This is a genomic window from Lysobacter sp. N42 (assembly GCF_004344885.1).
Genome location: NZ_SKFB01000002.1, coordinates 112,309 through 131,452 on the forward strand (window position 1 = coordinate 112,309; position 19,144 = coordinate 131,452).

21 protein-coding genes are annotated in these 19,144 nt (G+C 42.0%); 8 read left to right on the plus strand and 13 right to left on the minus strand.

Features of this window, described 5'->3' with window-relative positions; translation table 11 throughout:
- Window positions 1-7: 7 nt before the first annotated feature.
- From EYQ95_RS05745 to rfaH, 5 genes are all read right to left on the minus strand, one after another.
- Window positions 8-1,198: a UDP-N-acetylglucosamine 4,6-dehydratase gene (locus tag EYQ95_RS05745; RefSeq protein ID WP_111914951.1), complete on the minus strand. Its 1,191-nt coding sequence runs from the start codon at window positions 1,196-1,198 to the stop codon at window positions 8-10.
- Window positions 1,195-2,460: a UDP-N-acetyl-D-mannosamine dehydrogenase gene (gene wecC, locus EYQ95_RS05750; RefSeq protein ID WP_111914952.1), complete on the minus strand. Its 1,266-nt coding sequence runs from the start codon at window positions 2,458-2,460 to the stop codon at window positions 1,195-1,197. Before wecC ends, EYQ95_RS05745 begins: the two co-directional genes overlap by 4 nt.
- Before the next feature lie 3 nt (window positions 2,461-2,463).
- Window positions 2,464-3,585: a non-hydrolyzing UDP-N-acetylglucosamine 2-epimerase gene (gene wecB / locus EYQ95_RS05755; RefSeq protein ID WP_111914953.1), complete on the minus strand. Its 1,122-nt coding sequence runs from the start codon at window positions 3,583-3,585 to the stop codon at window positions 2,464-2,466.
- Window positions 3,586-3,591: 6 nt separating this feature from the next.
- On the minus strand, window positions 3,592-4,518 hold the full coding sequence (locus tag EYQ95_RS05760; RefSeq protein WP_111914954.1) for a Wzz/FepE/Etk N-terminal domain-containing protein: 927 nt from the start codon (window positions 4,516-4,518) through the stop codon (window positions 3,592-3,594).
- Between the two features lie 277 nt (window positions 4,519-4,795).
- Window positions 4,796-5,290, minus strand: a complete 495-nt coding sequence (gene rfaH, locus EYQ95_RS05765; protein ID WP_111914955.1) for a transcription/translation regulatory transformer protein RfaH — start codon at window positions 5,288-5,290, stop codon at window positions 4,796-4,798.
- Window positions 5,291-5,623: 333 nt separating this feature from the next.
- Between rfaH and EYQ95_RS05770 the strand changes: the two genes are divergently transcribed.
- The 6 genes from EYQ95_RS05770 (at window position 5,624) to EYQ95_RS05795 (ending at window position 10,510) form a co-directional block, all read left to right on the plus strand.
- Window positions 5,624-7,069: an MBL fold metallo-hydrolase RNA specificity domain-containing protein gene (locus EYQ95_RS05770; RefSeq protein WP_111914956.1), complete on the plus strand. Its 1,446-nt coding sequence runs from the start codon at window positions 5,624-5,626 to the stop codon at window positions 7,067-7,069.
- Window positions 7,070-7,230: 161 nt separating this feature from the next.
- The gene (locus EYQ95_RS05775) at window positions 7,231-7,737 is read left to right on the plus strand and encodes a phage tail protein (RefSeq protein ID WP_111914957.1); all 507 of its coding nucleotides are present in this window, start codon (window positions 7,231-7,233) and stop codon (window positions 7,735-7,737) included.
- Window positions 7,730-8,794, plus strand: coding sequence for a phage tail protein (locus tag EYQ95_RS05780; protein ID WP_111914958.1), 1,065 nt, complete (start codon window positions 7,730-7,732; stop codon window positions 8,792-8,794). Before EYQ95_RS05775 ends, EYQ95_RS05780 begins: the two co-directional genes overlap by 8 nt.
- 130 nt (window positions 8,795-8,924) lie before the next feature.
- Window positions 8,925-9,437, plus strand: coding sequence for a phage tail protein (locus EYQ95_RS05785; protein ID WP_111914959.1), 513 nt, complete (start codon window positions 8,925-8,927; stop codon window positions 9,435-9,437).
- 3 nt (window positions 9,438-9,440) lie between these two features.
- The gene (locus EYQ95_RS05790; RefSeq protein WP_111914960.1) at window positions 9,441-9,974 is read left to right on the plus strand and encodes a phage tail protein; all 534 of its coding nucleotides are present in this window, start codon (window positions 9,441-9,443) and stop codon (window positions 9,972-9,974) included.
- Window positions 9,974-10,510, plus strand: a complete 537-nt coding sequence (locus EYQ95_RS05795) for a phage tail protein (protein WP_111914961.1) — start codon at window positions 9,974-9,976, stop codon at window positions 10,508-10,510. Before EYQ95_RS05790 ends, EYQ95_RS05795 begins: the two co-directional genes overlap by 1 nt.
- Before the next feature lie 25 nt (window positions 10,511-10,535).
- Here the strand turns inward: EYQ95_RS05795 and EYQ95_RS05800 are convergent, their stop codons facing one another.
- Entirely contained in the window at window positions 10,536-11,198 is a 663-nt protein-coding gene (locus EYQ95_RS05800) for a hypothetical protein (RefSeq protein ID WP_111914962.1), read from the minus strand.
- A gap of 60 nt (window positions 11,199-11,258) precedes the next feature.
- Window positions 11,259-11,411, minus strand: coding sequence for a hypothetical protein (locus EYQ95_RS26340; protein WP_165924691.1), 153 nt, complete (start codon window positions 11,409-11,411; stop codon window positions 11,259-11,261).
- A gap of 339 nt (window positions 11,412-11,750) precedes the next feature.
- Here EYQ95_RS26340 and EYQ95_RS05805 point away from each other — a divergent pair, with 339 nt between their 5' ends.
- Complete coding sequence (locus tag EYQ95_RS05805) at window positions 11,751-12,599, plus strand: hypothetical protein (RefSeq protein ID WP_111914963.1); 849 nt, start codon at window positions 11,751-11,753, stop codon at window positions 12,597-12,599.
- Here EYQ95_RS05805 and EYQ95_RS05810 read toward each other — a convergent pair.
- Genes EYQ95_RS05810 through EYQ95_RS05825 form a run of 4 tightly spaced genes read right to left on the minus strand, consistent with a single transcriptional unit; the run spans window position 12,582 to window position 16,032 of the window.
- Entirely contained in the window at window positions 12,582-13,979 is a 1,398-nt protein-coding gene (locus EYQ95_RS05810) for a lasso peptide biosynthesis B2 protein (RefSeq protein ID WP_165831951.1), read from the minus strand. The genes EYQ95_RS05805 and EYQ95_RS05810 overlap by 18 nt on opposite strands.
- A gap of 29 nt (window positions 13,980-14,008) precedes the next feature.
- A complete protein-coding gene (locus EYQ95_RS05815; protein WP_111914965.1) occupies window positions 14,009-14,287 on the minus strand; it encodes a PqqD family peptide modification chaperone in 279 nt (92 codons plus the stop codon).
- 21 nt (window positions 14,288-14,308) lie between these two features.
- Window positions 14,309-15,136, minus strand: a complete 828-nt coding sequence (locus tag EYQ95_RS05820) for a sulfotransferase domain-containing protein (protein ID WP_111914966.1) — start codon at window positions 15,134-15,136, stop codon at window positions 14,309-14,311.
- A complete protein-coding gene (locus tag EYQ95_RS05825) occupies window positions 15,133-16,032 on the minus strand; it encodes a hypothetical protein (RefSeq protein ID WP_111914967.1) in 900 nt (299 codons plus the stop codon). Before EYQ95_RS05825 ends, EYQ95_RS05820 begins: the two co-directional genes overlap by 4 nt.
- A gap of 97 nt (window positions 16,033-16,129) precedes the next feature.
- Between EYQ95_RS05825 and EYQ95_RS05830 the strand changes: the two genes are divergently transcribed.
- Window positions 16,130-17,050 carry a hypothetical protein gene (locus EYQ95_RS05830; RefSeq protein ID WP_111914968.1) on the plus strand — a complete coding sequence of 307 codons (921 nt, stop codon included), beginning with the start codon at window positions 16,130-16,132 and terminating at the stop codon, window positions 17,048-17,050.
- Window positions 17,051-17,215: 165 nt separating this feature from the next.
- On the opposite strand, the gene EYQ95_RS26345 is transcribed toward EYQ95_RS05830, so the two are convergent.
- On the minus strand, window positions 17,216-17,380 hold the full coding sequence (locus EYQ95_RS26345; RefSeq protein WP_165831952.1) for a hypothetical protein: 165 nt from the start codon (window positions 17,378-17,380) through the stop codon (window positions 17,216-17,218).
- Between the two features lie 9 nt (window positions 17,381-17,389).
- A complete protein-coding gene (locus EYQ95_RS05835; RefSeq protein ID WP_111914969.1) occupies window positions 17,390-19,111 on the minus strand; it encodes an ABC transporter ATP-binding protein in 1,722 nt (573 codons plus the stop codon).
- Window positions 19,112-19,144 lie beyond the last annotated feature (33 nt).

Consider the following 19,144-nt stretch of genomic DNA (forward strand, 5'->3'; position numbering starts at 1 on the left):
TTAGACCTTACATCTTACTATCAAGGTATTTCCCCGTTTCTTTGTGACCAAATTCCGGAATCATTCTGTGAAATAGCTTCACTAAATCGTCTTTTAGCCATGCTCGCTGCATTTTCAACTCAGTGATTTCACATTCAAAAAACTCAAGAAGCTCAGATTCGTACACGGCATCGTTCTTGATCACTCCGAGATTATTAAAGCGCACCATATCAAGAACCTCTTTTTCAGTGAAAAACTCCTCAAAGTCCTTTTCACCAGTTGTATCACTGGAAGTAAATAAACAAGGCCATTTACCTTCCTCTGGAAGAGTTTTAACTAGTTCTCGAGCTTCATTTTCATCTGTACAAAGATATGGTTCATATCCTAATTGCTGGACGTATTTTGTAGCAATTTCAGCGAAGGTAATCAGATGAAGGGCCTCGCTTAATTTAGGAAAGAAAATATCTCTGTTCTCACCGAATATGCATGACATTAAACACAGTTCACCAGATTCCTGGGGAGTGACAAAATAGCGCTTGATATCGTTCGGCGCGACAATTGGTTGGCGCTTCTGAATCCGTTGATTAAAACCATGTAAAAGAGAACCATCTGAAAATGCGACATTCGCAAAACGAGCAGTAGATATCTCTATTTCCTCACTTCTACGCATAAGAAACATTTCCATAATTCTCTTAGATGCTCCCATCATATTGACTGGGTTCGCAGCTTTATCAGTTGAAACGCAGAAATATTTTTTTGTTCCTTTCTCAATTGCTTGCCCAATGGTTTTGTCAGTATTAAAAACATTCACATCTATCATTCGCATTAAAGTGAACGGATCCTTTTCACTCCGAACATGCTTCAGTGCAGACAAGTTTAATACGTAGTCATATTTTCCGTCAGCATTGATGAACGCATCGTATTCGACAGATCCTATGTCCAGTGCAAATGTTTTAAAGTCCCCATTGATATAACCAAGCGAACTTCTAATATCCCTAACAAGCTCCACCATATTGTTTTCGCTAATATCAACAACATGAAGTTTACGCGGGTTACGTTTGAATATTTCTTTCGTGACTGCTTGACCTATTGAACCAGCACCACCAAGAACCAGAAACGATGACTGGCCAACGATTTGGGTTAGTTCACGCTCACTGCTCTCTATATCTTCCTCAAATAAAGTGGATTCTCTACCGATTAGTTCCAGTACATTGTTCATTCTTTACCCCAAATACCTTTTGTATCAATAGCGAGCCCCTCATGTGGTTGTTCACTGCTCTTAAATTCCCTATGGTCAACCAATAATAGATGAATATTTGCTGTTGATTGAGCAACGCTATAATCAACTAACTCGCATTTCTCAAGTGAGCTTGGAAGATCAGTTATATTTGGTTCCACAATCAAAACTCTCCCCGAATGAGCTTCAGAAACCTTTTCACAAATATTAAGGGCTGGACTTTCTCTCAAATCATCAATGTCAGGCTTGAAAGAAATTCCGTAGCAAGCGATTACTACATCTTTAATGTTTTTGTCTGGGTTGGCTTGTAAAAAGTCCGTCATTGCAATTTTGACTTTTTCGATTACCCAATCAGGCTTGCTGTCATTCACTTCACGAGCAGTTCTAATTAAGCGAGCTCGCTCTGGCGTCTTACTCACGATAAACCAAGGGTCTACTGCGATACAATGACCACCAACACCAGGACCAGGTTGCAATATGTTTACTCTAGGGTGGCGATTAGCGAGCGCTATTAACTCCCAAACGTCGATACTCAGTTCATCGCAAATAATTGATAGTTCGTTTGCAAATGCAATGTTGACGTCTCTGAAGCTATTCTCAGTAAGCTTTGCCATCTCCGCTGTACGTGCATTTGTTACAACACACTCACCTTTCACAAAGGTTTTGTATAGCGCGACCGAGAATTGAGAGCATTTAGGGGTCATACCTCCTACGACTCGATCATTTTCAATTAATTCTCTCATCACGTGACCAGGCAATACGCGTTCAGGACAGTGTGCAATTCTAATATCGGAGTCTTCGCCATGTGATTGTGGAAAAGTCAGATCAGGTCGAGCTTTCGCTAACCACTCGGCCATTTGTTCGGTGGCTCCCACAGGTGACGTCGACTCTAAAATAACGAGATTACCTTTTTCAAGCACAGGTGCAATCGCTTCACTTGCAGATTGAATATAACTTAAATCAGGTTGGTGATTACCGCCTTTAAAGGGGGTGGGCACTGCAAAGATAAAAGCATCCGCAGGCTCAGGGGTAAGCGACGCCTTAAGCGTTCCTTTTTTTACAGCATTAAACACTGCCGAATCTAAATCCGGCTCCACAATGTGTATTTTTCCTTCATTAATCGTGTTTACGGCCTTTTCGTTTACGTCAATTCCTACCACGGTCAGTCCATGAGAAGCGAACACTGCCGCTGTCGGTAAACCTATATATCCCAGCCCGATAACACTTACTTTCTCAAAATTCATATTTTACTTAGCCTTCGCTAAAAAATCTAAAATTCTAGAACAGGCATTCCCATCCCCGTATGGATTGTGCGCTCGACTCATTCTGTCATAAGACTCTTTTGATAAAAGAAGGCTTCTAACTTCAAATGTTATTTTCTCGACGCTTGTACCTACCAATTTAACTGTGCCAGCCTCAACGGCTTCAGGCCTTTCAGTAGAGTCTCTCATGACTAAAACAGGCTTACCTACTGAGGGAGCTTCTTCTTGTATCCCACCTGAATCAGTTAAAATAATGTCCGCACGGTTCATAAGGTAAATAAATGGGAGATAATCCTGTGGCTCGATTAAGTGCACATTATCTAATCCACTCAAGAGTCTGTTAACTGGCTCCTGAACTCTAGGGTTTAAATGCACTGGGTAAACAATTTGAAGATTGTCGTGTTCAATTGCAATTTCTCGTAATGCTTGACAAATTCTCTCAAAGCCACAACCGAAGCTTTCTCTTCTGTGGCCCGTCACAAGGATAGTTTTTTTTGCATCATCCAAAAACGAATAAGTAGATGTTAATTGAGCTTTAATGTCTAAATCTTTCTCAATTTTATCTCTAACAAGAAATAAAGCGTCAATAACAGTGTTGCCTGTGACGACTACGTTGGCTTCTGGCACCTTTTCATCAAGCAAGTTCCTCTTGGATGTTTCTGTAGGCGCGAAATGAAAATTTGCCAAAGCTCCTGCCAGCTTACGATTTCCCTCTTCCGGCCATGGGCTATATATGTTTCCAGTTCTTAGTCCTGCCTCAACATGTCCTACTTTTACTTGTTTATAAAAGGCGGCAAGAGAAGCAGAGAGTGTGGTTGCAGTGTCCCCGTGAACAAGAACTACATCAGGTGCAAAATCGTCAAGGACTTTATCGAGCCCTTCAAGAATTCTAGTTGTCACCTGCGTCAAGTTCTGACCAGGACTCATGATATCTAAATCGTAGTCGGGTTCTATCTCAAATAACTCAAGAACTTGATCTAACATCTCTCGGTGCTGCGCAGTTACACATACACGAGCATCGAAGCGTGAGTCGGCGGTAAGTTCCTTTACCAAAGGTGCCATCTTAATCGCTTCGGGACGCGTACCAAATACACTTAATACTTTCATTGGTTATTAATCTTTTTTCTGGAAATATCTAATGAGAACATACAAACAGGAAAGCATGCCCCCGAGCATTATACCTAAAATACAGATAAACGCTCGCGAAGGCTTAGCTTTCAACTCCGGAACAATAGCAGGATCGAGTGTTCTCAGAATGTACTCAGGACGGACATTAGCTAACATCAATGTTTTGGTTTGCTCTTCAATCAATGAGAAAAGCATCGATTGAGCCTCAGCTAGATTCGTTGCTGAAAGTTGAGATTCCAAATATTGAATGCTATTCGAAGCCTCAGTCATTTCACGATTTCGCATTTCCTCATTTATTTCATTTACCAAGAGCTCCACCCAATTTTTAGCGAGGTAAGGGGAATAGTGCTCTATGCTAATTTTCACCATTCCAGTTTGTGTGTCTTGACTCACCGATAATAACTTTGAAAGCTCTTCATAGACTTCGATTAAAGAAGGTTCCTTTTGTCTACCAGCAGGAGCTTCACGAACCCATTCGTTTGTTTCTGGGTTATAAACTTCTCCATCAAAAACAAGAGTGTTATTCCCACGGTTCCAATTTTCAGCTGCCATAATTGGTGCTTTGAGGTCGTACTTTTCGATAAACCTACCAAGAAACTCCCTTGATTTTAAAACTTCAAGTGCAAGCGCTACTTTCCCGCCACCGCTACCACCAAGATTGACCCCAGCCAAAGCAGCTAACCCACCAAGCTGACCAGGAATATTCATACCACCACTATCCTCAACTGGAGCCAATAGGGCTTCAGAACGATAAATATTAGGCTGGTTGATTGCGTACATAACGGAGCCAACGGCAAATACAAACGTAACCGCGATGATTATCCATTTACCTTTCCACAATGCTATAAATAGCTCTTTGAGATCTATTTCGTCCTCGTAGCGTTGCTGTTGTTGATTTTGTTGTTCTGTCATGAGGTTATTCGCTTTGTTTGATTATTCGGCTTCATGGGGACAGGCTGAAGACCAGTCCCAATTTTGATTGTTATTTGAATTTTAATCTTTTCGGCAAACCGCACAGCGAGCCGTCCCACTTAATTTTTTTGTACTCTATACCTTCAGGCACGCTTCCGCCCGTGGGTTGTGGCTCCCAATGTGCCTTTTTGTTCTTTCTGTATTTTCTTAAGCTTTTGGGGCGAGGCTGAAGCCAGTCCCCATTTCTTACAGACCGCGCAGCGGTCCATTCTATAAATTACAGCGCTCTTAATACGCGCTCTTCAATTTCAATTCTTTGTTGCTTGCCTAGCATGTCTAACAACACTAAACAGCGCTCTTCGCCTTTAGCTAATTGGTAAACAGCTTGTAGCCCTGCAAATGGGCCCTCTTCTACTTGCACACGTGAGCCTGCTTCGAACTGCGAAGAAAAGTTACTTAGTTCTTCGCTGGCTTCTAACTCGATAAGCTGCTGCATAACCTGATCTGGCACTTCCGCGGGTACACCGCCAAAGCGAACAAAGCCGCTTACACCACGGGTACTTCGTAGTGCATTAAAATTTGCTTGGTCTTGATCGACTTGAATGAATAGGTAATTCGGAAACAGGGGCTCGTTCACTGTAGTACGTTTACCACGGCGAATTTTTTGAACTGAAATTTGCGGAAAACAGGTATTAATACCTTGGTTTTCGATATTCAATTTTGCGCGGGCTTCCTGCCTTGCCTTGCAGTGCAATAAATACCAGGCTGACATACTGCGAAATATCCCTCTTCAGGCATGCCGTATTACGGCCGCCCCCTCACTAATAACAAGCATTTGGGCCACACTTTTTTATTATCAGGAACTTAGGAGTTTTTTTGTTCACTCAACTCTCTAAACTGACCCAATCGAGCCCACCAATTCTACGTTATTCATGGCTTGAAATGAAGTGGTCGTGTTTAAAGAAAGCAAATAAATTCGAAAAAAATGTTAAAGGATATATTTGTCGCTGTATATTTTTTGTGCTACCCCTGTATGAGTAGTTTTTAACGTAAATACTTCAATGATTTAACGAAACAAAACGAATCGGCACAAAAGGAATAAAACATGGACGTACAATTCATCCACCACGGTGCCCGCGAAGGCGTAACCGGCTCTTGCCACGAACTTAAATTTCCCCACGGTCGGTCTTTAATTGTCGACATCGGTCTATTCCAAGGTGCTGAAACATCCGGAAGCTCTCACCACAACCGCGGTTCCGCAAATCATCAAGAAGTCGACTTTCCCATAAACCATATCGATGCTTTGGTCATTACGCATTGTCATATTGACCATGTAGGTCGTTTGCCTTGGTTGTTAATGGCTGGGTTTCGCAAGCCTATTTACTGTACTCAGGCTACAGCTCACCTATTGCCCATGGTTATCGAGGATGCCTTGAAAGTTGGTTTAACCCGAGATCGTGGCTTAATTGAAGGCGTTTTGGGCGTAATAGAGCGGTTACTGGTTCCTGTTGAGTTTGATGTTTGGCAGCGGATTGACGCCTTGGATGTTTCGATTCGGTTTCGGCAAGCTGGGCATATACTGGGGTCGGCTTTTGTTGAGGTAGGTATTGGTTCAACATCAATGCCTACTTCAGGGACTGGCTTCAGCCTGTCCCAAGAATCCGACAAAAGGGGACAGGCTGAAGCCAGTCCCCGGGTGGTGTTCTCTGGGGATTTAGGCTGCAAAAACTCGCCGTTGTTGCCGGATCCGGCGCCGTTGGAGCGAGCGGATGTTTTGGTGCTTGAGAGTACTTATGGTGATAAGAATCATGAGAACCGTGCTGAGCGGCAGGAGCGGTTGCAGTCTGTGGTTGAGAAGTGTATGCGCGACCGCGGTACGGTCCTTATTCCAGCATTTAGCATTGGCCGAACCCAAGAGTTGCTCTACGAATTAGAAGATATTTTGTTCCATGAACGCCAGAATAATCCGGACTGGAAAGACATTCTGGTCATTCTCGACTCCCCTATGGCTGCTAAATTCACAGAGAAATACAAAGTGATGAAGTCGCTGTGGGACCAAGAGTCTAAACATCGCGTTTCAGTGAATCGGCACCCATTAGACTTCGAGCGCTTACATGTAATTGATTCACATGATGAGCATCAGCGCATTGTGCATTACCTTCAGCAAAGTGGTGATCCGTGTATTGTCATTGCGGCTAGTGGCATGTGTACAGGCGGGCGAATGCTGAATTACCTTAAAGCGCTACTTCCGGATTCTCGCACCGATGTTCTTTTTGTAGGTTATCAAGCTCAAGGAACGCCGGGGCGGGATATTCAAAAGTATGGACCGCGTTGTGGTTACGTTGAGCTGGACCATGAAAAGGTTTGGATCAAGGCAGGTATTCATACGTTGGGTGGCTATTCGGCACATGCTGACCAACAAGAGCTTATTGAGTTTGTGCAAACTGCAGAACATATTGGGCAGATTCGATTGGTGCATGGGGACTCTGGAGCGAAGTCTGCGCTCGCTGAAAAGCTACGCGAGTCAGGTTATGAAGTCTGTATACCTTAGGTAAAAGGCTTCGGGGACTGGCTTCAGCCCGTCTCCACAGTTCTATTTCGCTGCATAGGTCTGGTAATCCGGCCTATGCTTTAAGAGTAGATTGCTCTAAATGATTTATAACACTATGTTTTTATAACTTAGTTCAAAAACAACCATAAAAAGGACAACTTATGTACGCAAACTATGTTGGAGCCATTCGCCTCCTTCCCTATACGATTATTCCACCAGATTGGTTAGCGTGTGACGGCTCTGTTTACGAGCAATCTAAATATCCTAGTTTATTTAAAGTCATAGGAAACAAATATGGCGGCACCGGTAGTAACTTTGCTGTCCCTGATTTGCAAGGATGTGCGTTATACGGAGTGTCTTCCCCCGCTGAGATTGGAGTTAAAGTTGGAGCCAGTGAAGTTACTTTGACACCTGCACAAATGCCCCAGCATACGCACACACCAGTAGCGTCAGGAGCTGCTGCCAACAGCCCCGCCCAGGCTGAAAAATCATTGTTTGCAACTACAGCGGGACCTGCTGCTGAGATCTATACGGAGTCTACTCCCGGTGTCGCATTGAACTTTATGAGTATCGGCACTTCTGGCAACGATAGACCCCATAACAATATACAACCAAGCCTAGGTTTACAGTTTTGTATATGCGCACAAGGAGAGATGCCAAATGAGTAACCCAGATTCTTACTTAGGAGAAATTCGACTTGTCGCATGGGATATCATTCCCAATTGGTGGCAAAGGTGTGATGGCTCGCTATTACCTTTGAATCAGAATACAGCTTTATTTTCATTGATTAAAACTACATACGGTGGTGACGGCACAACATCCTTTGCTGTCCCTGATTTACGTGGTCGAGTACCTATATGCGTACAAAAACCTTCCAATAACCAACCGCAAATAAACTTGGGACAACTTCTCGGTGAAGAGAGCGTTACTTTGACCAAGGAGCAGATGCCTATCCATGACCATAGTCTCATGATGAGTACTACTCAAGGCGACAGTAACGATCCCGCAGGTCGCTCCATAGGTGCAGCTCAGTTAGGCGGCTTCATTTCGGGTTCATCAAACCAAATTGTTCAGCTTTCGTCAGCAGCAGTTGCTCAAAGTGGTGAAGGAAAAGCACACAATAATATGATGAAGTCTGTCGCCTTAAACTACATTATTTCTCTTCAGGGTTTATACCCAGAAAATGCGCCTCCTATCGGTCAAAGTCTTGCGTTTATGGGTGAAATACAGGCGTTTCCATTCAACCAAATACCTAAAGGATGGCTTGTATGTGACGGAAGCTCAGTGAGTAACAGCGAGTACGGATGGTTATTCAACCTTTTAGGCCATAAATTCGGTGGTAGTGGCGATAATTTTAACCTACCAAATCTTATTCATTGCGCAGCGATAGGCTATGGCCAAGGCCCCAACCTAACAGAACGTGCTTTTGCTGAAAGTCTAGGCGAAAACGAATGCACACTTGAGGTCGAAGAAATGCCGTCGCATGATCACTGGTGGATGATGGCTAATGTACCAGGAACTGAAACGAGTCCTCCACAAAATGGACTATTGGCTAATATTAGAGGAGCCGTTGAGTTTGACACGTCTCCTAACCTCAACAATACCGTTAACATGAACTCAAACATACTTGCTACTAGTGGAAGCTCCGAAGCTCATGAAAATAGGCAACCTGTAGTGGGATTCGTCTACTGCATTTGTACCAACGGTCTTTTCCCTAGCCAATGACCCATCAAGTTTCTAGTGGAGTTCTAAGTAAAAGGACTCCGCTACAATTTGATTTTTAACCACCCCCTGTCTATACCAATAAGTTCAGCCAACGAGCTGATTAAATAATCTACAAAAAGGACTAAACACTATGGAGAATTATATTGGGGAAATTAAACTTTTCCCTTATTCCTTTATACCGAAAGGATGGCTGAAATGTAATGGAGACTTCCTTCATAAAAATGAATTCCCCAAATTACATTCAGTTATTGGTGACCAGTTTGGTTACGATTCCGCACGATTTGCACTCCCCAACCTAAACGGTAGGTGCATAATTGGCGCTAGCAAGCCCGAAGAAAATGGCCTCTCACAAGGCACTTCTAGAGTAACGCTGAACTCATCCCAATTACCCACTCACAATCACTATGCACAAGCTGCAGCAGAAGAAGCAGATACACCGATTCCACAAGAAGGCAGTCTCTGGGCTGAATCCAGCGGACCGAACGCAGGTATCTACGCTGAAGCTACGCCAGACATAGCATTAAACGAAGCCGCTCTTGAGCAGACTGGCGGCAATGAGTCTCATGAGAATATTCAACCCTCATTAGGCTTGGTGTACTGCATTGCATTTGACGGTACGTTACCACCAAGAATAAGGAGCTAAACGATGGAACAAGTATTAGGTGAAATTAGGCTATGGAGTGGTTCGCTAACGCCTAAGAATTGGATGCTTTGTCACGGGCAAGAACTACCCATTTTTAGTTTCCAAGCGCTCTACTCAGTTTTAGGCACTACTTTTGGCGGTGACGGTAAACACACTTTCAAATTGCCAGACTTGAGGGGACGAACGCCTGTCTCAACCGGCGCCAACGCAGGAGAGAAAGAGTTCTCTTTAGGAGAGTATTACGGGCAAGAAGGTGTTTCACTAACGGAAGCAGAAATGCCCAAGCATACCCATACGATGTACGTTTCTGACAGTGAAAGTACTATAAGCACTCCCAAAGGCGCGGCCTTCGGTGTTGGAGCCAACAATGGCTATCGACCTAGCAACGCACAAAATGACGTAACATTGGGTGCTGAGTCAGTCTCAACAGCAGGAGTCGGCGACATACACAACAATATGATGCCTTCACTAGGACTTAATTTTATCATTGCGACAGAAGGCACCTACCCCCCTCGACCACCAGAAGGAGATTCATAATGGACCCATATAGTTTTGTAGGAGAAATTAAAGCACTACCTTACGAAGACGAACCTGAAAATTGGGTTCTTTGTGACGGTAGAGAACTCTCAGCTCAAACATACTCCGCATTATTTTCAATTATTGGCAAGACATACGGTTGGGGTTCGAACGACGATAGCTTCCGGGTTCCAAACTTAGTCAACCGAGCGGTTATTGGACAGGGTAACGGGCCGGGGATAAGGAACATCGGACTAGGAGAAGCTATTGGAGAGTCGCAGGTTACATTATTTAGCAACCAACTACCTCAACACAGTCATGCATGGAAAATCAGTGAAGAGCCTGGGGAGACGTCTGATCCACACAATATGCTCCTAACCAACGTGCAAGGCGCAATAGACTTCAAAAAACCTCCTGTCCCCCTAGAGAAACTTCAGAGATTAAATAAAAGAACTATTTCCTCTACTTTTGAAAGTCAACCTCACGACAATATACAACCCTGTTTAGCGCTCTGTTATTACATTTGTGTTGAAGGAGAATATCCTAGTTGGAACTAAATGAAATAGAGCCCACTTTCGGGCTCTAGTATTCCAAAACAAGCTGTTTGGTTAACCTTTCATATGCTTGCTCTGCGCCTAGTTCAATACTCCACTTTTTTTCTTTGTCGGGGAATTGCTCACTCCGAAATCGATATAAGTTCGGTGTTATATTGCCTGTAGCATTTTTAAGTTGTTCCTTCGAAACCTTAAGATTTAGGGCCTTAGTGATATAAGAAACATAGGCTTCCGGATCATCAATTGCCAAATCATAAGGTACTCCAATAATTTTTTGTATTTTTCTCTCTTTTAATTGGTACTCAAGCGCTTGATGTGAGTCCACGAACTTTTTCAAACTTCGTGTTATTTTGAAAAATTGAAACTTCTTAGATTGATTTGAAAAAAAATTGAGGTTGGAAATTGCCGACTCGAGTGGGTGGCGGATAGGAACTAAAAACACTGTGTTACTTCGGTTAAGCATGCTCCAGTCTATATAATTTTCAGACTTCAACAAACCACGAAGAGATATTTTAACTGCGACAGAGTTAGTCTCGGCTTGCTGGTGTAAATCGCTCAATACATCCTGAGTTAATCCGTGAAAAAGAATATGTCGAGACTCGTAATACCCTTTTGGGTTCATTTCAATTGAAAGGTCGTCACGATACTTTTCGCCATAAAAAGAAACACCCAATAGATTCAGGGTTTGCATTAACAGCGACGATCCTGTTCTTGGGTCAGCAACTATTAAATAAAGCACGTTACCCACAAATTAAGACGGTCCCCAGCTTGGAGAAGTCTCTATTCCGAAATTAAATAACTTCCCTTCGGTTGCCTCTGTTTTCAGACTATCAACTTTAGGTGTCTGCCACTGAGCTTTTGGAATGCTGGCTTCCTGATGCTCCTTTGTCACTTTATTGTCCATTTCGATCTCTCGTTTCGCGCTAGTTTTGTAACACAATTTAGTTATAGGGTAATATTTATATCAATAAGTAAGCACTAATCCTAGGAAGAAGCTCTGAATATTGCAAATAAGTTTAAAGCAGGTCGGTATTTAAAGCCTAATCAGCAAACCGACAATTCAATCATAGAGCTACACAAGTTTGTGCGTAGCAGAGCTCCTTATTGGACACACATACAATTTGTAATGTGGGGAGCATGCTTTCGTTGGTGGCAAATCAAGTCCATACTGCATAACCCCAAAATACGGCAACGCTTCCCTGTAGAAGCAAACACGACTAATGACCTTAGAGAATTAACCGCAATGGGCTTTAGTCCTTTCGCCTATTTTTTATTTAAACTCTGGGAGCACAAACCAAGTGAATGGGCAAGGTTCCTTGCACCTGGACAAGTTCCTGAACTTCACCGGCAATTTAACCGTCCAAACTACCTGCCAGAAAATAGACTATTACAAGACAAACTCAATTTTTCCAAAGAGCTAAAGGCAAAAGGCATTAACACCGTACCCACCGAAGCCGTTCACTCAGAAAGCTTTCAATGGCAACCTGGGTTATTTATAAAACCTAACAGTGGAGCTAGAGGCGAGAACTGTTATTTCACGCGTAACGACAAGCCAGATTACTTATTTGCGGAATTTTCTAATTCTCCTGCTGTTCATCAGTCTGAAGTTTTTGAAGAGCCCTTAAACTTTATTTCACAACCTCTACTGCGGTCTGGAAAATTCGTAAGTCAAACAGGAGATGGTATTCAAGCGGAACGATTACCTGTTATTCGTGTTATTACAGCCAAACAATACCACTCAAAAAATAACGATGCTTTTACTGCAGTGGTTGTTGGTGCGTTTATTGATATAAAAGTTGATGGCAAACACTACCGGCAACACATTTCCAATGGAACTTTTGAATTGGAAGGGAAAATTTACGAGCTAGAGTGGAACTGTATTCAGCACATGGTGAACCAAGCGCACCAAATATTTCCTTCTATGTTTACCATAGGCTGGGATATCGGCTGGTCTGAGGAAATTCTACTCCTGGAGGGAAACGGTAGTTGGGACCCTGCTCCATTTCAAATACTTACACGCCAACCGTGGTTTAACGAAGAGCGCTTAATACTTTACCAAGAACAAATAACAAGACTACAAAAGCTTGCGTGAGTAACGAAGAATGCTCATAGCAATTGATGCTGCGTATTGTGTGCGTTTCCACCTTGATTGGTAACACAATAAATTAAACAACCGCCCTTCAAACATTAACGGTTTTGTCAGCTTGGTTGCCGTTAAATAGGTCGCGTGTTTTTCTACGGTTTTAATGAGCCGCTGAGCTGTCCAACTGCGGTCTGCCCGCGTGAGAATTTGAGCTGGGATTTTTGTACCTAAATTGCGGTTACACAGAGCCCAACACACAATTACAGGTATAACACAGTCTAACTCTTTTGCTTTTTTTAAAACTACTGCACCAGTGTCGTCTAGAGAAAGCCATTGAGAGAAATATAAATGTAAGTCATATAACCATTTGTGTCTGCGAGAACCCATGGCTAATGCGTGGTAGCAAAAGTAACAAAGCTCAACACTATGAAGTTCTTGGTTATTCCAATCAGTCCAAAGCAGCTCTTTATACGCGGTATCTAAACGACTTGGAAAGTGTGTGAACTGATGATGAAGTTCAACTTGAACACCATTGTTACTGCGCATTGGAATGTCTTTAAATCGTTTAATGTAAGCTTCAGGCGTTTTGATACCTTTGTGTGCGAACGAGTCAAACGTCCAATCCGACTGACTTAAAAGTTCTGCGAATCGAACTATGTCAGACTTCGGTATAAGAATATCAATGTCTTTACTCGTTCTTAGCATACTATAGCTATACAGCTTTTGTTCAATGGCACTGCCTTTAAAGAACCGATACGGTATACCTTTCGCATCTAATTTTGTTTTAATTTCTTGCTCTGTTATCCGCTGAATTTTTTTCCGATAAACAAAGTTATTCATCATTTTTTGTAAACGAGGAAAAGCTTCTACATTGTGAGCCAACGGAAACAGACGATGGTGGATCAGGTAAGACTCTAAGTACGGTGCATAGTCCGCGAAATCTAGAACCGGAACGGTTCCTGTCGCAATAGATTGGTTTAACATTTTACTCATTGCAGAGCGGCGCTTTCGGGAAAACCAAGCAAAAGTTTCCACCACTGTAAAATTATAAACGTCGTCTTCACCAAGAATAATTTGGTTTCCCACCAACAACCAAGCATGAGCGTGCATACCACCCGTTTCAGTTTTAACGACGCCCAAAGACACTTGATAATCGATATCGTGCTTTCTCAGCAAATGCGCAAGCAGTGAAACTTGCTCAATACAGACAAAACGCCAAGGGTAGAATTTAGCAACGGTTTTGATGTCTTTCGCAAGTAACTTAGCTTGCTTGAGTTGTTCATTAGAAATAGGACTATGAAGCGCACAAGACTTTGTAGGCTCACCAAAACCTTTAATAACAACTTTACTTTGATTCCGAACCTTGCGACTCCAATAAAAACTGGCCACGCAATATCGCAAAATCGTGCGTAACAACTTTAGTCGACCTCAATTAATTTTTTATCGTGTAAGTTATTCAGAAACGCTATGAGTTCTTGCTCGCAGGTATCTTCCGATACCTCGAATTGCTCAAGCAGCTCACGTTTAATGTCTTCGACACGTTGTGCGCGACTCAGTTTCTCCCATATTACAGAGCCTACACCGTTCAAGTTTAAGTAGTCTTCATGATCAGGTGTCATCATGACTACTTCATTGTCAATTTTACTATAGATAAGATCTTCTTTGACTTTTACGGTACTGTTTACGTTAATCGTCATCCTTTATTACCTTTCCTAGCTTTACAAATATCCAAACCGTTCCATTACGCGCCTATTTGCCGAAGTAATCTTCTGCTGTAAGTCATCACTCAATAGTTCTTTTCCTCGCCCTACAACTCCTTTATTGAAAAACTTCCGGAGCCGAGTCGGTTTTTCCAAAAAGCCATGCTGGCTTTCATTACGTTGAAGGTTGGAAAACGTTGCCAATTGAACAATTTCTTTTAATTGTTCGTCTGAAACATTGAATTCTACGAAGTCGAGCACTTTCCTGTACTCTTCCAACGGTTTATCACATAAGTCTTCGTACCTAACTACTAAGATATGCTTAGTATTCAATGTCCAGCTTTCTACATGCTCTTGCCAGCTACCTAAATGGTACGGTAATGAAATACTGTACTTGGTATTTCCAGACTGATTCCCGCAAAGTGTTTCACATGCGCGCTCATAACCAGTATCCATATGCTCAGAAAACGAAACTGCTACATCAACAGGGTTTCGCACACAATAAATAACCTTCTCTACAGGTAATTCACCACCCGATATTACACGCAGCTCATCTAAAAAATACTGTTCATGTGTTTTATGAAAATGTGTTCTGTTCCGACACATGTTTTCCTTTAATCCGTGATAAATAGCTGTCCGAAATTGCTTACTGTCCAAATGCTTTAATGGAAGCCCTAAAATACTTTCAAGTTGTGAACGATGTGTTAAACCCTCAGAATTTTTGATATTTAAGACTTGCTCAGGAATTTTGCTTTCTTGGGTTAATTGAAAGGCAGCGCTAAGCACAACACGCAACCAGGTGTTTCCAGACTTTGGGTAAGAAGCCAACCAACAGCCTACATTCATAACGTAGCCCTACGTTCTGAAAACTCCATAAATATGCGCGCTACCGTATCAAGCTTCGCTTCTCTTGGCAGTGAAAGCCTATAAATATTACTTTCAGCCGCCAGCTTAGATAGTGTAAAAAAGGTCTGCTTTTTAATATGTTGCTGGTTATATGGTTTATAGACCGAGTGCATTAACGCGTTCAAACTGTCAGCCCCATGTAGACGACTGAACTTCAGCTCTGATTCATTAGAGCTTTCAAGTAGCACAATATTTCTTGGCACTTTATCTTCATGTTGAATAGCTTGCTTTGCTTTAGGAACATTCCACCTGCACCGAGACATGTCACTGGAGTATGGCACAACCTGCTCATTTGGAATGTTGAGCAAGCTTGCAACGACAACTTGAAGATCTACAAACCCAGTTGAAAATATACTGCGCGCTGAACTTTCAAAAATAGTAATTTCGTCACCGATTAACTTTGCGTCGTGCTTTTGCATAAGGTAGGCGGCTAACGAAGACTTACCTACCCCTGTATCAGCACAAAAAATCCAATGTTCTCCTAACCACTCTACTGCAGTAGAATGCGTAACCAATTCACCTTTTTGTTGGTAAAGCATCGCAAACGCAAAGTTCTCTAAATAACGCAGGACCAGCTCTTTACCTTGCGCTTGATTAAGCAACTGAATGCGTATTTCTTTTCCATTTAATATTTCCATTCGAAACATATCAGGAATGAAAAGCCACACATATTGATTACCAACAGCACAATATGCACTATGAACATCTACACCTTCTTTAGGATGTTCAGGGATGTTATGAAGAGAAATAGAAACATGGACTGAAGAAGCAGTGACTTGCTCGGCAAAATCGAGTTCAAGCTCACTCTCAACCGTTAAACCAAGATAGTTATACATTCAGAAATTCTTTGTTCTGTTAAGACATCGTTGATGTTACAGGTTATTATACTTTTTGTGTATTAGGTTTATACTAACACAGTCAGGATAGAACACCTTGCAAGAAACAATTAATTTACATCAAATCTACGGCTTAGCTGCTAATTCTCCCATTGCCATACCAAGCTTACGGCTCAGTAGCAACGTGAAGCCCGAGCTAGACATAAAAATAGAGCCCGCTAAAGATCCTGTTACTCAAGAACGTATAGTTTGTGCTCGAGAAAGCGGCATACACATAAAAATTCCTGATCTCGGTGAAGTTTCAGCAACAGCACATACTTTAACCGTAAGACCTTATCATTCAGGCTTAGAATATTGTGAAAACTTGATTCTAGGTAGTGGTGTTTCCTCTGTGCTTCATCTGCACAATGAAATTCCTATGCATGGCATGGCAGTTGTGCCACCGAACTCAAATGAGGCTTGGGTTATTTTTGGTCGTTCCGGTAGCGGTAAGTCGACGCTTACACTCGCCTTATTACTACAAGGGTTTACTATATTAAGTGACGATTCGATCCGTTTAAAGAAAACCTCGGAAGGAGTTTTCGCGTACCCAACATCGACTCGTTTAAAATGCGAACCTCATTATTTAGAATACATAAAAAACCATTATGCAAAAGCCAGAAGTTCTTTAATTGCACCGCATAAATGCATTGTTGATCTGAAAGAAAATTGTGTTTCTCACCAACCAGTAAAGGTTTCCTTCATGGCACAACTGCTACCTCACAAGAAGGCTCAGCTAAGTTTGCATAAGGTCACTCGCACAAAACAAATGAAGTGGCTGAGTATCAATGTATTACGGCCCCGAGTGATTCGAGTTCTAGAACAGCAAGAACTAATGTTTGAGCACTTTACTCATCTAACTAAAGTGCCTTTTTATGTCATTGAAGCACCTAATTTAAATACTCATCGAAGCCTTATAGATTATGGACAAACCATGTCTAAGCAATTAGAAAATATAAACGCGACTTCTACGTTATGAGAGTTTAGAAATTAAAAGACTCCACTCCCTCGAATAACTTAAGAGTTTTCAACGCTGACACGAGAGGCGTATCTCAAGCCAATTTCTGCTTATTATTCACCTGAGAAACTAGTTCCTTTTGATTGGTATCAATCACCATATACCTATTCCATAGTGCTTTTACGTTTAAGAAGGACCGTTGAAAGTAGGGTCAGCCTCTAGAGGAGTCGGCCATACTTTCCCTTTAGAGCTTTCCACTTTCAGTTCTGACACCAGCGGTGTATTCCATGCTAATTTCTGCTCACCATTCAACCGAGAAACTAGTTCTTGTTGATTTATGTTTTTCGTCATATTTCTTCCTTAATCGTTACTGTTGCTCTCACTTTCAGAAATTAACTCATGCTGGTGATTTGCATAGTCATGCCACAAAGTATCATGGCTAATAACCAATACTGTCATGTTTTTGCTGATTTCAGCTACCAATGAAGCAATATCTCGAGCGCTTTGCTTATCAAGATGAGCAGTAACTTCATCTAGAATCAGTAGCTTTGGTTGTTGTAATAACGCTCGAGCCATTTGAATACGTTGAGCTTGGCCACCAGAAACATTCCGTCCCAACGCACTGATTGAAGAGTCAAGAGAAACGTTATAGCGTGTCATCCAGGAACTTAACCCTACACTTGCTAAGGCTTCTAGTAATTGACTGTCTGAGAATTGATGACCTAAACAAAGGTTATTTCTTAACGATGTACTTAATAAGTTCACTTCTTGCGACAAATAATGAACATGCGAGCGCCAATGATGAATGTTATTGGAACTAAGTACCGTTGAGCCTATGGAAATTTTTCCTTCGTTCACTTCTCGTAACCCTGCCAGTGCGTCTGCACATGAACTTTTTCCTGTGCCAGAAACACCAAAAAGTAAGTTCACACCGTATGGCTGAATGTTAAAATTGACATTTCGGCATAGCCACGCACCCGAGAACGACTGTAACCCTACGTGTTGAACGGAAACACCTTTTTCTACATGCCATTCTTCGGTGTCATTATGCTTAACTTCCAAATTTTTTCGCAGATACATTTTTATGTTGTTCAGCTCTGCAATTTGGGGAAGTAAATGCATAAGCTGCTGACCAGACTGCTGAATGCCACTAACTAACGGCAATAATCTTGCCAAAATAATAATCGCCACCACAGTTTCAGCAAACGAAATAGAAAGAACGTCCAGCGATATATAAGTAAAAGCAACAAGTGAAATAATAACGACGAGCCCAAGCAATAATTGAGTTAATGCAGTTTGATGCTGAAGCCTAAGGCTTTTGTCTTTGAGTTCTTCCACTTCATGACTTGCTTGTCGTTCAAAGTAACCGTCAAATTTTTCACTTTTCAAGAGTCTAGAGTTTGCAAAATGCTCACTAAAGGTTCCATGCAACGCTTCCATAGCATGCAGTTGGCTTTTTCCCATGTCTTTTGAGCGTTTATAAATCGGAAGAATAGCCGCACCGGAAACAAGCACAAAAAGTATAATAACGCCCATTAACTCCAGAGAAAGCATACTCGAAGCCGCTATACCAAAAACAATTAACAAAGTTAAATTTAGAAAGCTATTGGTTAATGTTATCGCTCTTCCAGATGCGTTAACTATGTATACAAGCGCGTGTGTTAGTTTGCTTGGTAACAAATTATGAAGCGCAATCCAATATGAATTTTTCGCAAGACTGTATAGAGCTTCGCGTTCCTGAGTAACTACGTCGTTCTGAAGTTTCGCTACAACCCTGCTATGTAAAAAGCGAATAAAGAACGCCACGCCCACTAACGCACTAAAAACAATTAGAATGTTTAGCGTATCAACAGGAATGTTAAGGGTATTAAACACCCACAACACATTTTGCGTAATCCAATGCAATTGTTCAGGCTCAGCCGCGTTATCTAATAACTCTATGAGTGGCAATATAAGCACGATACCGACGCTTGCCGTCACAACTTGTAGAAAGGAAAGCACCAACGAAACAATAATAATTGTTCTGTTGCTCTCATACGTTTCTTTTAAAAAAAAGAAAAAAGACTTGCTAGAAGTGAGCATTGAAATTCCTATAGGTAACAGCAGTCCGTTGAT

Excerpts from the sequence above, each read along its gene's own strand:
- EYQ95_RS05815 (WP_111914965.1), bottom strand. The coding sequence starts at position 14,287 with ATGACGATTAACGTAAACAGTACCGTAAAAGTCAAAGAAGATCTTATC.
- EYQ95_RS26340 (WP_165924691.1), bottom strand. The coding sequence starts at position 11,411 with ATGGACAATAAAGTGACAAAGGAGCATCAGGAAGCCAGCATTCCAAAA.
- EYQ95_RS05825 (WP_111914967.1), bottom strand. The coding sequence starts at position 16,032 with ATGTATAACTATCTTGGTTTAACGGTTGAGAGTGAGCTTGAACTCGAT.
- EYQ95_RS05795 (WP_111914961.1), top strand. The coding sequence starts at position 9,974 with ATGGACCCATATAGTTTTGTAGGAGAAATTAAAGCACTACCTTACGAA.
- EYQ95_RS05775 (WP_111914957.1), top strand. The coding sequence starts at position 7,231 with ATGTACGCAAACTATGTTGGAGCCATTCGCCTCCTTCCCTATACGATT.
- rfaH (WP_111914955.1), bottom strand. The coding sequence starts at position 5,290 with ATGTCAGCCTGGTATTTATTGCACTGCAAGGCAAGGCAGGAAGCCCGC.
- EYQ95_RS05770 (WP_111914956.1), top strand. The coding sequence starts at position 5,624 with ATGGACGTACAATTCATCCACCACGGTGCCCGCGAAGGCGTAACCGGC.
- wecC (WP_111914952.1), bottom strand. The coding sequence starts at position 2,460 with ATGAATTTTGAGAAAGTAAGTGTTATCGGGCTGGGATATATAGGTTTA.
- EYQ95_RS05820 (WP_111914966.1), bottom strand. The coding sequence starts at position 15,136 with ATGAATGTAGGCTGTTGGTTGGCTTCTTACCCAAAGTCTGGAAACACC.
- wecB (WP_111914953.1), bottom strand. The coding sequence starts at position 3,585 with ATGAAAGTATTAAGTGTATTTGGTACGCGTCCCGAAGCGATTAAGATG.
- EYQ95_RS05800 (WP_111914962.1), bottom strand. The coding sequence starts at position 11,198 with ATGCAAACCCTGAATCTATTGGGTGTTTCTTTTTATGGCGAAAAGTAT.
- EYQ95_RS05805 (WP_111914963.1), top strand. The coding sequence starts at position 11,751 with ATGGGCTTTAGTCCTTTCGCCTATTTTTTATTTAAACTCTGGGAGCAC.
- EYQ95_RS26345 (WP_165831952.1), bottom strand. The coding sequence starts at position 17,380 with ATGACGAAAAACATAAATCAACAAGAACTAGTTTCTCGGTTGAATGGT.
- EYQ95_RS05760 (WP_111914954.1), bottom strand. The coding sequence starts at position 4,518 with ATGACAGAACAACAAAATCAACAACAGCAACGCTACGAGGACGAAATA.
- EYQ95_RS05745 (WP_111914951.1), bottom strand. The coding sequence starts at position 1,198 with ATGAACAATGTACTGGAACTAATCGGTAGAGAATCCACTTTATTTGAG.
- EYQ95_RS05790 (WP_111914960.1), top strand. The coding sequence starts at position 9,441 with ATGGAACAAGTATTAGGTGAAATTAGGCTATGGAGTGGTTCGCTAACG.
- EYQ95_RS05785 (WP_111914959.1), top strand. The coding sequence starts at position 8,925 with ATGGAGAATTATATTGGGGAAATTAAACTTTTCCCTTATTCCTTTATA.
- EYQ95_RS05780 (WP_111914958.1), top strand. The coding sequence starts at position 7,730 with ATGAGTAACCCAGATTCTTACTTAGGAGAAATTCGACTTGTCGCATGG.
- EYQ95_RS05835 (WP_111914969.1), bottom strand. The coding sequence starts at position 19,111 with ATGCTCACTTCTAGCAAGTCTTTTTTCTTTTTTTTAAAAGAAACGTAT.